The following is a 13045-nucleotide window of genomic DNA, read 5'->3' as shown; positions in this document are numbered from 1 at the left end:
CGCCTCCTCGCGGTGGGAGGTAGAAAGACGCGCGCGCCCCGTAGGGCGCGCGCTTGTTACAGCTGGCAGTGCTTAGTGCACGTCCTTCCAGTATTCACGCTTGAGCAGATAGGCGAACACGAAGAAGAAGGCCAGGAACAGCAGGACGTAGACGCCGACGCGTTGGGACTCCAGCTTGTTCGGATCAGCCGAGTAAGCCAGGAAGGTCACCAGGTTCTTCACCTTTTCGTCGAACTGGGCTTCGTTCAGCTGGCCGGTCTTGGGTACGACGGTCAGTTGATCGCAGGCCTCGTGGGTCAGCGGAGTACCGGTCAGGGGATCGAACTGCTTCTTGCCATGCTCGACGACCTGGACCTGCTTGCAGCCGATGACCTGACGGCCCTGGACGCTGGCCAGCACGTTCGGCATGCCGACGTTCGGGAAGATCGTGTTGTTCACGCCCCACGGACGCTTGGGATCTTCGTAGAACGAACGCAGGTAGGTGTACAGCCAGTCGGTGCCACGCACGCGGGCCACCAGGGTCAGATCCGGCGGAGCAGCACCGAACCAAACCTTGGCATCAGCCGGCTTCATGCCGATGTCCATGTGATCGCCGATCTTCGCACCGGTGAACACCAGGTGACTCATCATCAGCTCTTCCGGAATACCCAGATCCCTGCCGACGCGCTCGTAACGCTGGAACTTGGCGCTGTGGCAGCCCATGCAGTAGTTGGCGAAGGTACGTGCGCCATCCTGCATGGCAGCCTTGTCGGTCAGGTCGATCTCGACATGATCGAGCTCGGGACCAGCCTCGTTAGCGAATGCGAATACCGGCAGGAAAGCCAGAATCAATGCTGCGAATTGCTTTTTCATCAGCCAGTCACCCTTTCCGGAACCGGTTTGGTTTTCTCCATCCGGGTGTAGAACGGCATCAGGATGAAGAAGGCGAAATACAGAATGGTGCACAGGCGGGACAGCGTGGTGCCCAGCGGCGACGGAGCCTGGGCGCCGAAGTAGCCGAGAATCACGAAGGACACCGCGAAGATCACCAGCCAGATCTTGCTCAGCCAGCCCTTGTAGCGGATCGAGCGAACCGGGCTACGGTCCAGCCACGGCAGCACGAACAGCACGGCGATGGCAGCGCCCATGGCAACCACACCCATCAGCTTGTCCGGAACGGCGCGCAGGATGGCGTAGAACGGAGTGAAGTACCACACCGGAGCAATGTGCGGCGGAGTCTTGAACTGGTTCGCCATCTCGAAGTTGGGCTTCTCGAGGAAGTAGCCGCCCATTTCCGGGAAGAAGAAGATCACGGTGCAGAAGATGAACAGGAAGACCACGACACCGACGATGTCCTTGACGGTGTAGTACGGGTGGAAGGGAATGCCGTCCAGCGGTACGCCGTTCTCGTCCTTCTTCTTCTTGATGTCCACGCCGTCCGGGTTGTTCGAGCCGACTTCGTGCAGCGCCAGGATGTGCAGCACGACCAGGCCGAGCAGGACGATCGGCAGGGCGATCACGTGCAGGGCGAAGAAGCGGTTCAGGGTGATGCCGGAAATCAGGAAGTCACCGCGGATCCACTGGGCCAGATCCTCGCCGACGACCGGGATGGCGCCGAACAGCGAGATGATTACCTGGGCGCCCCAGTAGGACATCTGGCCCCAGGGCAGCAGGTAGCCCATGAAGGCCTCGGCCATCAGGGCGAGATAGATCAGCATGCCGAAGATCCACACCAGCTCGCGCGGCTTCTGGTAGGAGCCGTAGAGCAGGCCGCGGAACATGTGCAGGTAGACCACGATGAAGAACGCCGATGCACCGGTGGAGTGCATGTAGCGGATGATCCACCCGTAATCCACATCTCGCATGATGTACTCGACGGAAGCGAAGGCCTCTTCCGCCGACGGGGTGAAGCTCATGGTCAGCCAGATACCGGTGAGGATCTGGTTGACCAGGACCAGCAGTGCCAGCGAACCGAAGAAGTACCAGAAGTTGAAGTTCTTCGGGGCGTAGTACTTGCTCAGATGGTCTTCCCACATCTTGGTCGCGGGGAAGCGGGCATCGACCCAAGCCATGAACTTGTTCATCAGGCTTTCTCCTGGTCCACACCGATGGTCAACTCATCACCATCGAGCGTATAAGGCGGAATCGGCAGGTTCAGCGGAGCGGGTTGCCCCTTGTAAACGCGGCCGGCGAGGTCGTAGTGGGAGCCGTGGCAGGGGCAGAAGTAACCACCCTTCCAGTCCGGACCGAGGTCCGCGGGAGCGACCTCCGGACGGAAAGTCGGCGAGCAGCCCAGGTGGGTGCAGATGCCGACGATCACCGCCAGTTCCGGCTTGATCGAGCGCAGCTTGGGATCGACGTAAGTCGGCTGCTCCGATGCCTTCGACTCAGGGTCGGCCAGTTGCCCTTCGAGGGCCGGCAGCGAGTCCAGCATTTCCTTGGTGCGATGCACCAGGAACACCGGCTTGCCGCGCCATTCGGCGACGACCTGCTGGCCTGGTTCGATCTTCCCCACATTGACCTTCACCGGCGCGCCGGCAGCCTTCGCCTTGGCACTGGGGAACCATGACCCCACGAACGGGACCGCAGCTCCGACCGCTCCTGCCGCACCAACCACCGAAGTGGCCGCGACAAGGAAGCGACGCCGGCCTGCATTCACGCCGTCATTACTCATTCAGTCGTCTCCCATCAGCTTCAAGCCTGTTCAGTTCAGGCTTTTAAGTAAAAATTCGAGCCGCGCAAAAAATTCGCCAAATGGTAAAGAAAACCCCCTGTGCTGACAAGGTAATAGCCTGATACGAAATTGGGGAAACCCTTGCGGGACGGGGCTTGCGCGGATGCGACACCTTGCCGCACGAACAAATTACAGACATAAAAAAACGCCCAGTCCAAAGGATCTGGGCGTTTTTTCGAAGCGTCGTATTAACGCTTGGAGTACTGCGGACGCTTACGCGCTTTACGCAGACCGACTTTCTTACGTTCAACTTCGCGAGCGTCGCGAGTGACGTAGCCGGCTTTACGCAGCGGGCTGCGCAGAGTCTCGTCGTACTCGATCAGAGCGCGGGTGATACCGTGACGGATCGCACCGGCCTGGCCGCTTACACCACCGCCAACGACGGTAACGTAGATATCGAACTTCTCGGTGTTCTCGGTCAGCTCGAGGGGCTGACGGACAACCATGCGAGCGGTCTCACGACCGAAGAACTGCTCGATGCTGCGGTTGTTGATGGAGATCTTGCCAGTACCCGGACGCAGGAAGACGCGAGCGGTAGCGGTCTTACGACGGCCAGTGCCGTAATTTTGAGTCGCCGACATAATGAGCTATCCCGTTAAATCTTCAGTTCTTGAGGCTGCTGAGCGGTGTGCGGGTGGTTGGCACCCTTGTACACTTTCAGCTTGCGGTACATGTCGCGGCCCAGCGGGTTCTTCGGCAGCATGCCTTTGACGGCAGTCTCGATGACGCGCTCAGGAGCCTTGGCGATCAGCTTCTCGAAGTTGATCGACTTGATACCGCCCGGGAAGCCCGAGTGATGGTAGTACATCTTGTCGGTGGCTTTCGCGCCGGTGACACGAACCTGCTCGGCGTTGATGACGACGATGTAGTCGCCGGTGTCAACGTGCGGGGTGTATTCCGGCTTGTGCTTGCCACGCAGGCGGCGAGCGATCTCGGTAGCCAGACGACCCAGGGTCAGGCCAGCAGCGTCGACGACGAACCAGTCGCGCTTAACAGTTTCTGGTTTCGCGGTAAAAGTTTTCATTCGTTATAGCCTCAGGGGCCGCCTGAAAAATAAGACGGCGAATCTTACTGGACAGTGGTTGCCTTGACAAGTCAAGGACAGCCGGAAACAGACACGAATTGGGGCTCGGGTCAGTGTGCGTCCGTAACGACTAGATGTATCGATCGGCAGGCTTGGCATCCCCCACCGATGAAAGGCTGCGGAATTATGCAGATTCCGGCAGAATTTTCAACCGCATCACGCACTTGTTTTCATGAGGAGACCTGCATGGAGTACCGCCCGTTCGGCCGCACCGGACTGAAAGTCAGCGCACTCTGCCTCGGCACCATGACCTGGGGCGAGCAGAACACCGAGACAGAAGCCTTCGCCCAGATCGAGCGGGCCAAGGCCGCCGGTCTGAATTTCATCGATACCGCCGAAATGTATCCGGTTCCGCCACGCGCAGAGACCTACACCCGCACCGAGCAGATCATCGGCAACTGGTTCCGCCAGCGCGGCGACCGCGCCGACTGGGTCCTCGCCAGCAAGATCGCCGGCCCCGGCAATGCCATCAGCCATATCCGCGACGGCCAGCCGAAATTCGACCGCAAGAACATCGTTGCGGCGCTGGACGGCAGCCTCAAGCGCCTGCAGACCGACTGGATTGACCTCTACCAGTTGCACTGGCCCGAACGCAGCACCAACTTCTTCGGCCAGCTCGGCTACCAGCACAAGGAAGAGAGCTTCACCCCACTGGAAGACACCCTGGAGGTGCTCGACGAGCAGGTCCGCGCCGGCAAGATCCGCCACATCGGCCTGTCCAACGAGACGCCCTGGGGCACCCTGCGCTTCCTGCAGATCGCCCAGGAGCGCGGCTGGCCGCGCGCGGTATCGATCCAGAACCCCTACAACCTGCTCAACCGCAGTTTCGAAGTGGGCCTCGCGGAGATCGCCATCCGCGAACAGATCGGCCTGCTGGCCTATTCGCCGATGGCTTTCGGCATGCTCTCGGGCAAGTACTTCGGCGGCGCACGTCCGGCCAATGCGCGGATCACCCTGTTCAGCCGCTTCACCCGCTACACCAACCCGCAAAGCGAGCGCGCCAGCGACCGCTACGTGACCCTGGCCCGCGAGCATGGTCTGGACCCGGCGCAGATGGCCCTGGCCTTCGTCACCCGCCAGCCGTTCGTCACCAGCAACATCATCGGTGCCACCAATCTCGAGCAACTGGACGCCAACCTCGCCAGCTTCGAGCTGAAGTTGTCCGACGAGGTACTGGCCGGCATCGAGGCGATCCACAAGGACCAGCCGAACCCGGCGCCATAAGGTTCCCGGGCTCTTGCAGGAGCGGGCTTGCTTGCGAAGCGTCTGACGCCTTGGGCGCCAACGAAATGTTCGCGAGCAAGCTCGCTCCTACAAAAAGCGCCCGGTTACAGCGAGCGGGCGATGATCTCCTTCATGATCTCGTTGGTGCCGGCGTAGATGCGCTGCACCCGCGCATCGGCCCAGGCTCGGGCCACCGGGTACTCCCACATGTAGCCGTAGCCGCCGTGCAGTTGCACGCACTCGTCGAGCACCTTGCACTGCAGGTCGGTGGTCCAGTACTTGGCCATCGCCGCGGTGGGCACGTCCAGCTTGCCCTCCAGGTGCTGTTCCAGGCAGCGGTCGACGAAGACCCGGCCGACCTGGATCTCGGTGGCCATTTCCGCCAGCTTGAAGCGGGTGTTCTGGAAGTCCGACACGGACTTGCCAAAGGCCTTGCGCTCGCGGGTGTAGTCCAGCGTCCACTTCAGCGCCGCCTCGGCCGAGGCCAGCGCGCCCAGGGCCACGGTCAGGCGCTCCTGGGGCAGCTCCTGCATCAGGTAGATGAAGCCCTGCCCTTCCTGGCCCAGCAGGTTTTCCTTGGGAATGCGCACGTCCTGGAAGAACAGCTCGGAGGTGTCCTGGGCCTTCATGCCGACCTTTTCCAGCCGCTTGCCCTTGGAGAAACCCGGCGTGCCCGCCTCCACCAGGAACAGGCTGGTGCCCTTGGCGCCGGCCTTGGGATCGGTCTTGGCGACCACGATCACCAGGTCGGCCAGCCAGCCGTTGGTGATGAAGGTCTTCGAGCCGTTGATCACGTACTCGTCGCCATCCAGCACCGCGGTGGTCTTAACGCCCTGCAGGTCGGAACCGGCGCCCGGCTCGGTCATGGCGATGGCCGAGACCATCTCGCCGGAGACCAGCCTGGGCAGGTAGTGCTGCTTCTGCGCCTCGCTGCCGTAGTGGAGGATGTAGGGCGCGACGATGTCCGAGTGCAGGGAGAAGCCGATGCCGGTCAGGCCCAGGCGGCCGACTTCCTCAATCACCACCGCACTGTAGAGGAAGTCCGCCGCCATGCCGCCGTAGGCCTCGGGCAGGTGCGAGCAGAGCATCCCGGCCTCACCGGCCTTGTTCCACAGCTGGCGGTCGATGTGACCGTCCTTTTCCCACTGGGCGTGGAAGGGCACCGCCTCCTGTTCGAGGAACTTGCGGACGCTGTCGCGGAACAGCTCGTGGTCGGAACTGAACAGGGTTCTAGGAATCATCTGGCGCACCTGCGGATCGGGTTGTTGAAATTGTAGGAAGGCCGACTGTAGGCCAGCGCGAAGCGCTCCGCACTGGACACTTTCGCCAAAAAATAAGACGATCCAGCCGCATCATGACCGCTTTAGCGTCATGCAAAGACATCCATAAGAAGTACAAGAACCGATGCCCAACCCAGCTTCCCGTGTGCTGCGCCGCGTCAGCATCCTCGCCACCCATGGCGTCTTCGGCTCGACCCTGATGCAGGCCAAGGACTTCTTCCACATGGCCGCCCTGCGCCATGGCCGCCAGCAGGGCCTTGGCCTGCAACCCAGCTTCGAGACCCGCATCATCAGCCCCGACGGGCTGCCCGTGATCAGCTTCAGCGGCGACAGCCTGCCGGTGCAGGGCGCGCTGGACGAGCCGGAACTGGTGATCCTCCCCGCCTTCTGGGGCGACTTCGACGAGCTGCTCACCCGCCACCCAGAAGTGCTGCCCTGGTTGCGCGAACGCCATGCCGCCGGTTGCGTGCTCTGCGGCGAGGTCTCCGGGGTGTTCTGGCTGGCCGAGGCGGGACTGCTCGACGGCAAGGAGGCGACCACCTACTGGCGCTTCTTCCGCGAATTCGCCGAGCGCTACCCGAAGGTGCTGCTGAACCAGGAAAAGCACATCGCCGACGCAGACAACATCTACAGCGCCGGCGGCCTGACCTCGGCCTGCGACCTGTACATCTACCTGATCGAACGCTTCTGCGGCGCCGCCGTAGCCCAGGGCGTGGCCCGCGACATCCTCTACGAGGTACAGCGCAGCTATACCCCCGGCCGCCTCGGCTTCGGCGGACAGAAGCTGCACCACGACCCGGCCATCCTGCAGATCCAGCACTGGCTGGAGGAGAACTTCCCGGACAAGTTCCGCTTCGAGGACGTCGCCCGCGAGCACGGCATGAGCATCCGCAACTTCATGCGGCGCTTCCAGGCCGCCACCGGCGACAAGCCGCTGCACTACCTGCAGCGCCTGCGCATCGAAACCGCGCGCAACCTACTGTCGACCACCCGCAAGAGCATCAAGACCATCAGCTACGAGGTCGGCTACGACGACGCCAGCTTCTTCGCCCGGCTGTTCCGCCAGCACACCGGGCTGTCACCGAATCACTACCGCCGCCAGTACGAGCAGAAGGAAGGCTGAAACACGCCATCCCTAGGATGGGTTCACGTACCCGGGGCGCGCCCTATGATCGCCTGACGCCTTCAAGGGCCGCCCTGCCAACAAGAACCCCACGGGATATCGCCATGCGCCGCTTCCTGCTTGCCCTGCTGGCCGTCTTCAGCCTCACCGCTGTGGCGGACGACACCTGGAAACCCTTCCCCTACGACCAGAGCGCCTTCGACTACAGCGGCGACAAGCTGCGCGCCGCCTGGCCGAAGCTGACCCGCGGCTTCGGCAACTACCCCTTCCCCGATGCCGACTGGGTGGCGAGCATGGCCGCCCGGCATCCCGAACTCCTGGAAAACACCGGCAGCGGCTTCAGCGGCACGCCGGAAGACGCCCAGGCCTACGCCGAAAAGCTGCAGGACGTGTGGCGCAAGGTATTCCGCGGCGACTTCGCCCAGGCCAGGAAGGACGGCCTGGCGCTGGGCGTCGGCGGCCAGGTGCCGGCGCTGTTCGCCCAGACCCTCTACGCCCTGTTCCTCGCGCCGAACCTGGACGAGAAGCAGCGCCTGCTGGAGGAAGTGATCAGCTACACCGACGCGGCCGGACCGCTGCTCAACGCCGACCCCATCGCCCAGTTCGGCCGCGCCTACGCCAAGGCGCGCCTGGCCGAGGACCTGCCGGTGCCGGTGGCGCTCAAGCGCGGCTACATCGGCGACATCCCCAAGGAACTGGACGCCCTGCTGGCCAGGCAGCCCGACCAGCCCTTCGCCCTGGCACTCTACGGCGGTTATGAGGCCGGCGTGATCCGCAAGGCCGGCAAGCTGGTGGGCAAGATGACCTACGGGGTCAGCGCGGACCAGATGGAGCAGTACTTCGCCCGCTCCTTCCGCGCCGCCAGCGACCTGCCGATCGGCCACTATGAGTACGCCAACGCGCTGGGCTACGTGTACGGCGGGGACGAGGAACAGAAGGCACTGGAACAGCTGAGGAAGGCCACGGCGATCCAGCCGATCAGCGCCATGGAGGCACTGGAAGTGGCGCATGCGCAGCAACTGCTGAAAAAGGCGCAGCAGGAGATGGCGCAGCGCTGATGGCGGAATGCCCCTGTAGGAGCGGACCTTGTCCACGATCACGGGCGCAGCCCGTTCCTCCAGGGGGATTCGGCGATCAGGGACGCCTGCCGGCGCCATCGCGGACAAGGTCCGCTCCTACGAAGAGCCCAAACGAAAAAGGCTGCCCGAAGGCAGCCTTTTTCGTTCGCCGGACCATCAGGGACGGTGCGGGCGGCTCAGGTATTCGTGGGACTGCATTTCCAGCAGGCGGCTCAGGGTGCGCTGGAATTCGAACTCCAGGCGGCCGCCGACATACAGGTCCTTGAGCTCCACTTCGGCGGAGAGGATCAGCTTGACGTTGCGGTCGTAGAACTCGTCCACCAGGTTGATGAAGCGGCGGGCGATGTCGTCCTTGGCCACGTTCATCTGCTCGACGTTGGAGACCAGCACCGCGTGGAAGATCTTCGCCAGCTCGATGTAGTCGTTCTGGCTGCGCGGACCGTCGCACAGCTCGCGGAACTCGAACCAGGCCACGTCATCGCAGGTCAGGCGCGCGCGGATTTCGCGGTTCTCGATCATCAGCACGTCGTCGCGGGTCGCGCCGGAGCACTCCGGGGTCAGCGCCCTGAAGTCGCGGGCCATGGCCTGCTCGGCCTGCTCGGACAGCGGCCAGTGGTACAGCTCGGCCTGCTCCAGGGCGCGTAGGCGGTAGTCGACGCCGCTGTCGACGTTGACGATCTCGGTGTGCTGCTTGAGCAGGGCGATGGCCGGCAGGAAACGGGCACGCTGCAGGCCGTCCCTGTACAGGCCGTCCGGCACGATGTTGGAGGTTGCCACCAGGCTGACGCCGTTCTTGAACAGCTCCTCCAGCAGGGTCGCGAGGATCATCGCGTCGGTGATGTCGGAGACGAAGAACTCGTCGAAGCAGATCACCCGGGCCTCGTCGGCAAAACGCCTGCCGATGATGGTCAGCGGGTTCTTCTCGCCCTTGAGGGTCTTCATTTCCTCGTGCACGCGCTTCATGAAGCGGTGGAAGTGCGTGCGCATCTTCTGCTTGAAGGGCAGCGCTTCGAAGAAGGTGTCCACCAGGTAGGTCTTGCCGCGGCCGACGCCGCCCCAGAAGTACAGGCCCTTCACCGGCCCCTGGGACTTCTTGCCCAGCAGGCGGCCGAACAGGCCGGACTTGCCCTGGTCAGCGGCGAGAAGGTCGTCGTAGAGGCGTTGCAGATGCTTCACGGCCGTGGCTTGTGCGGCATCGTGGAAGAAGTCGGGACGTTTCAGGTCTTCCTGGTAGCGCTGGAGGGGCGTCATGATCGGTAGCAAGGTAACTAAAACGGGGGCGCACACTTTAGCGGCGCCCCCGTTGCTTGGCAATTGGCCGGTAGTCGGACCGGCCTGCCATGGCCTCACTCCTGGGGAGCGAGCGCCTCGCGCAGACGCTGCATGGCCGCGTCACGTTCCGCATCGGTGAGGAATTCCGGGCTGTAGGCCACGGCATTGCCGTCCAGACGGACGCTGAAGGCGTTCAGCTCGGCGTGCAGGTCCAGTTCCTCGGACTGCAGGCGCTTGCTCACCTGCCCCGCCGCCTTGCCGTCGGCGAAGGCGACGGACAGCAGCAGTTGCTCGCCGGCGGCGTCCAGCAGGCGGAAGCGGAAGCTGCCGTCGTCCTCGCGGAAGCTGACGAAGCGCGCGCTCTTGGCGGCCTTCTTCTTGCCCTCGCTGGCGACCTGCACCTGCTCGCGGAACGAGCGCAGGCCCACCGCCTCGCGCAGTTCGCCGAGGAACGGAGTGGCGATGCGGCGCGCCTTGGCGGCGCCGGCCAGGAGGATGTCCTCCAGGTCGGCCGGGCGGGTGATCAGCGTCTGGTAGCGCTCGCGGGCCTCGCCCAGCTCGTTGTCGAGCAGTTCGAACAGGCGCTGCTTGGCCTCGCCCCAGGCCAGGCCGCCGAGCAGCTCGGCGCGGAACTCGGCCTGCTGTGCGGCCGTGGCGAAGGCCTGGTAGAGGGTGAACAGGTGGGAGTTGTCCGGGTCCTTCGGCTCGCCCGGCGCGCGGGAGTCGGTGACGATGCGCGCCACGGCGTCCTTGAGCTGCCTGGCGCTGCCGAACAGCGGGATGGTGTTGTCGTAGCTCTTGGACATCTTGCGACCGTCCAGGCCCGGCAGGGTCGCCACGTCTTCCTCGATCACCACTTCCGGCAGGGTGAACAGCTCCTTGCCGTTGCCGAACAGGTGGTTGAAGCGCTGGCCGATGTCGCGGGCCATCTCCACGTGCTGGATCTGGTCGCGGCCGACCGGCACCTTGTGCGCGTTGAACATCAGGATGTCCGCGGCCATCAGCACCGGGTAGCTGTACAGGCCCATGGTGACGCCGGCGTCCGGGTCTTCGCCGGCCTCGACGTTCTTGTCCACCGAGGCTTTGTAGGCGTGGGCGCGGTTGAGCAGGCCCTTGGCGCTGACGCAGGTGAGCAGCCAGGTCAGTTCCGGAATCTCGGGAATGTCGGACTGGCGATAGAAGGTCGCCTTGTCGGTATCCAGGCCGCAGGCCAGCCAGGTGGCGGCGATCTCCAGGCGCGAACGCTGGATGCGCGCCGGGTCATCGCACTTGATCAGCGCGTGGTAGTCGGCCAGGAAGTAGAAGGAATCTGCCTGCGGATCGCGGCTGGCGACGATGGCCGGGCGGATGGCGCCGGCGTAGTTGCCCAGGTGCGGAGTACCGGTGGTGGTGATGCCGGTCAGGATACGGGTCGTCATGGGAATCCAGGAATCAACACAATTGAAATGGCGGGCCGGATGTTAGCGCGGCTCGGCGGCCTAGGCGAGCCGGGCCTGAATCAGGTCTTTCAGTTCGATCAGCTTGCCGTGGAAGAAGTGGCTGCACTCGGGGACGCGGATCAGTTCGTGGGGCTTGGCCAGTCCGGCGCTCCAGGCGTACACGCGCTCGGGCGTGACCACTTCGTCGGCCTCCGGCTGGATCACCGTCAGCGGGCAGCGCTCGGGCAGCTCGACGTCGAAACGCTCCACCGGCGGCGCCAGCATGAACAGCTGCGCCAGGGCTGCGCCCTGCTCTTCCAGGCGCTGCGCGGCATTGCCGGCCACGCAGGAGCCGAAGGAGAAGCCCATCAGCGTCAGCGGCAGGCCCTGGTGCCTATCCACCAGCCAGTGCGCGGCGGCCAGTGCGTCGTCGATCTCGCCGCGGCCCTCGGCATAACTGCCCGCGCTCTGACCTACGCCACGAAAATTGAAACGCAGGGTGGCGTATCCTGCATCGCGTGCGGCGCGCTGCAGGGTGGCGACCACCTTGTTCTGCATGGTGCCGGCGAACAGCGGATGCGGATGGCAGATCAGCGCGACGCCCTTGGCGTCCGCTGTATCGAGGTGCAGGGCTTCCAGCTGGCCGTCGGGGCCGTCGAGGAACAGGGGGATTTCGCGGGTGGTCAAACAGCAACTCCGTGACCCCGTGGCGGGTCGTCTCGTCTAGCACAATACCTGCGCCGGCGGCGAAGCATTCGCCACGGTATACAAGCACAGGTGCAAGCCGCTAACGTAAAGCAAAGCCGTCTATAGAGGAAGGATTCGCGTGGAACAGTCCCTCACCACCTGGTTGCTGCCGCTACTCGCCCTGATCGTCGGGGCCGGCATCGGTTTCCTGATCGCCCGCCTGCTCCCCAACGCCGCGCCGAACAAGCTGCAGCGCCAGGTGGACGACATGCAGGACCGTTTCGATAGCTACCAGCGCGAAGTGGTGACCCACTTCAACACCTCCGCCAGCCTGATGAAGAAGCTCACCCAGAGCTATCAGGACGTCCAGGATCACCTGTCCGAAGGCGCCGAGCGCCTGGCCCTGGACGAGCAGACCAAGCAGCGCCTGCTGGCCGCCCTGCAGGCCGACGAATACCCCGAGCGCCGCGAACGCCTGACGCCGCCGGCCAGCAACGAAGCGCCGAAGGACTACGCGCCCAAGACCGGCGACGGCCCGGGTACGCTGGACGAGACTTATGGGCTGAAAGGCAAGTACTGAGTCTGTGTTGCGTAGAAAAGCCCCGCACTCGCGGGGCTTTTTCATGGAGCGCCGAAATGCTTTCGTAGGAGCGGACCTTGTCCGCGAATCCTCACAGCCACACCGCGTCCCAGAAGGGATACTCCCTCACTGTTCTGACCAATCCCGCACGCAACGGATTGGTCACGATGTACCGGGCAACCGCGACTAAATCCTCCTCCCGACGCAATGTCCGATCATGGAATGCCTGCGTCCAAACGATGCCCTGCCATCCAGCCGAACGGCGAACTTCTCGTGCACTGACGGCCTTCATCCGTCCGACTGATTTGGCCAGATCCTCGCCATTGCCCAGTTGAAGTAGCCAGTGGACGTGGTCCGGCATCAACACCCAAGCGAGCAACCTGTTTTGGCCCAGTACGAAGTCTCGGGTAAAAGCCGAACATGCATTGCAGGCGGTATTGAAATCAGTGAATACGCGCGTTCGCTGCGCCGTGGTGGTGGTAACCAAATACACATGACCAGGGATTGACGAACGCCCTTTACGTAGCGCGTGGTGGCCTGGGACTTCCGAGAAAAACGCGGGGTGGGATATAGCCGGACATCCTC

The 13045-nt window shown here is 63.6% G+C and carries 14 protein-coding genes; 4 read left to right on the top strand and 10 right to left on the bottom strand.

Going from position 1 to position 13045, the window contains the following annotated elements; translation table 11 throughout:
* Positions 1-72: 72 nt before the first annotated feature.
* The 5 genes from AC3B6A_RS05350 to rplM all read right to left on the bottom strand — a co-directional run bounded on the left by AC3B6A_RS05350 (position 73) and on the right by rplM (position 3737).
* Positions 73-852: a cytochrome c1 gene (locus AC3B6A_RS05350; RefSeq protein ID WP_488401259.1), complete on the bottom strand. Its 780-nt coding sequence runs from the start codon at positions 850-852 to the stop codon at positions 73-75.
* Positions 852-2063: a cytochrome b gene (locus tag AC3B6A_RS05345; protein ID WP_488401258.1), complete on the bottom strand. Its 1212-nt coding sequence runs from the start codon at positions 2061-2063 to the stop codon at positions 852-854. The genes AC3B6A_RS05350 and AC3B6A_RS05345 overlap by 1 nt, the downstream gene beginning before the upstream one ends.
* Positions 2063-2653, bottom strand: a complete 591-nt coding sequence (petA, locus tag AC3B6A_RS05340; protein WP_488401257.1) for a ubiquinol-cytochrome c reductase iron-sulfur subunit — start codon at positions 2651-2653, stop codon at positions 2063-2065. The genes AC3B6A_RS05345 and petA overlap by 1 nt, the downstream gene beginning before the upstream one ends.
* 248 nt (positions 2654-2901) lie before the next feature.
* A complete protein-coding gene (gene rpsI / locus AC3B6A_RS05335; RefSeq protein WP_017518120.1) occupies positions 2902-3294 on the bottom strand; it encodes a 30S ribosomal protein S9 in 393 nt (130 codons plus the stop codon).
* Between the two features lie 14 nt (positions 3295-3308).
* Entirely contained in the window at positions 3309-3737 is a 429-nt protein-coding gene (gene rplM, locus AC3B6A_RS05330; protein ID WP_090265635.1) for a 50S ribosomal protein L13, read from the bottom strand.
* Between the two features lie 246 nt (positions 3738-3983).
* Between rplM and AC3B6A_RS05325 the strand changes: the two genes are divergently transcribed.
* Positions 3984-5021 (top strand): NADP(H)-dependent aldo-keto reductase, encoded by a 1038-nt coding sequence (locus AC3B6A_RS05325; protein ID WP_488401256.1) that lies wholly within the window; start codon positions 3984-3986, stop codon positions 5019-5021.
* Between the two features lie 104 nt (positions 5022-5125).
* Here the strand turns inward: AC3B6A_RS05325 and AC3B6A_RS05320 are convergent, their stop codons facing one another.
* Complete coding sequence (locus AC3B6A_RS05320; RefSeq protein WP_488401255.1) at positions 5126-6271, bottom strand: acyl-CoA dehydrogenase family protein; 1146 nt, start codon at positions 6269-6271, stop codon at positions 5126-5128.
* 253 nt (positions 6272-6524) lie between these two features.
* Here AC3B6A_RS05320 and AC3B6A_RS05315 point away from each other — a divergent pair, with 253 nt between their 5' ends.
* Complete coding sequence (locus AC3B6A_RS05315) at positions 6525-7424, top strand: GlxA family transcriptional regulator (protein WP_488403520.1); 900 nt, start codon at positions 6525-6527, stop codon at positions 7422-7424.
* A gap of 104 nt (positions 7425-7528) precedes the next feature.
* The gene (locus AC3B6A_RS05310; RefSeq protein WP_488401254.1) at positions 7529-8482 is read left to right on the top strand and encodes a hypothetical protein; all 954 of its coding nucleotides are present in this window, start codon (positions 7529-7531) and stop codon (positions 8480-8482) included.
* Between the two features lie 177 nt (positions 8483-8659).
* Here AC3B6A_RS05310 and zapE read toward each other — a convergent pair whose 3' ends face one another.
* From zapE to AC3B6A_RS05295, 3 genes are all read right to left on the bottom strand, one after another.
* A complete protein-coding gene (gene zapE / locus AC3B6A_RS05305) occupies positions 8660-9754 on the bottom strand; it encodes a cell division protein ZapE (protein WP_488401253.1) in 1095 nt (364 codons plus the stop codon).
* A gap of 95 nt (positions 9755-9849) precedes the next feature.
* The gene (locus AC3B6A_RS05300; RefSeq protein ID WP_488401252.1) at positions 9850-11193 is read right to left on the bottom strand and encodes a tryptophan--tRNA ligase; all 1344 of its coding nucleotides are present in this window, start codon (positions 11191-11193) and stop codon (positions 9850-9852) included.
* 60 nt (positions 11194-11253) lie between these two features.
* Positions 11254-11880: an alpha/beta hydrolase gene (locus tag AC3B6A_RS05295; protein ID WP_488401251.1), complete on the bottom strand. Its 627-nt coding sequence runs from the start codon at positions 11878-11880 to the stop codon at positions 11254-11256.
* A 139-nt stretch (positions 11881-12019) separates the two neighbouring features.
* Between AC3B6A_RS05295 and AC3B6A_RS05290 the strand changes: the two genes are divergently transcribed.
* Positions 12020-12460, top strand: a complete 441-nt coding sequence (locus AC3B6A_RS05290) for a Z-ring associated ZapG family protein (RefSeq protein ID WP_488401250.1) — start codon at positions 12020-12022, stop codon at positions 12458-12460.
* A 91-nt stretch (positions 12461-12551) separates the two neighbouring features.
* Here the strand turns inward: AC3B6A_RS05290 and AC3B6A_RS05285 are convergent, their stop codons facing one another.
* Positions 12552-12947 carry an REP-associated tyrosine transposase gene (locus AC3B6A_RS05285; RefSeq protein ID WP_488401249.1) on the bottom strand — a complete coding sequence of 132 codons (396 nt, stop codon included), beginning with the start codon at positions 12945-12947 and terminating at the stop codon, positions 12552-12554.
* Positions 12948-13045 lie beyond the last annotated feature (98 nt).

The sequence above is a fragment of the Pseudomonas sp. B12(2026) genome (genome assembly GCF_057767015.1).
This window is presented reverse-complemented; position numbering and strand designations above follow the sequence as displayed.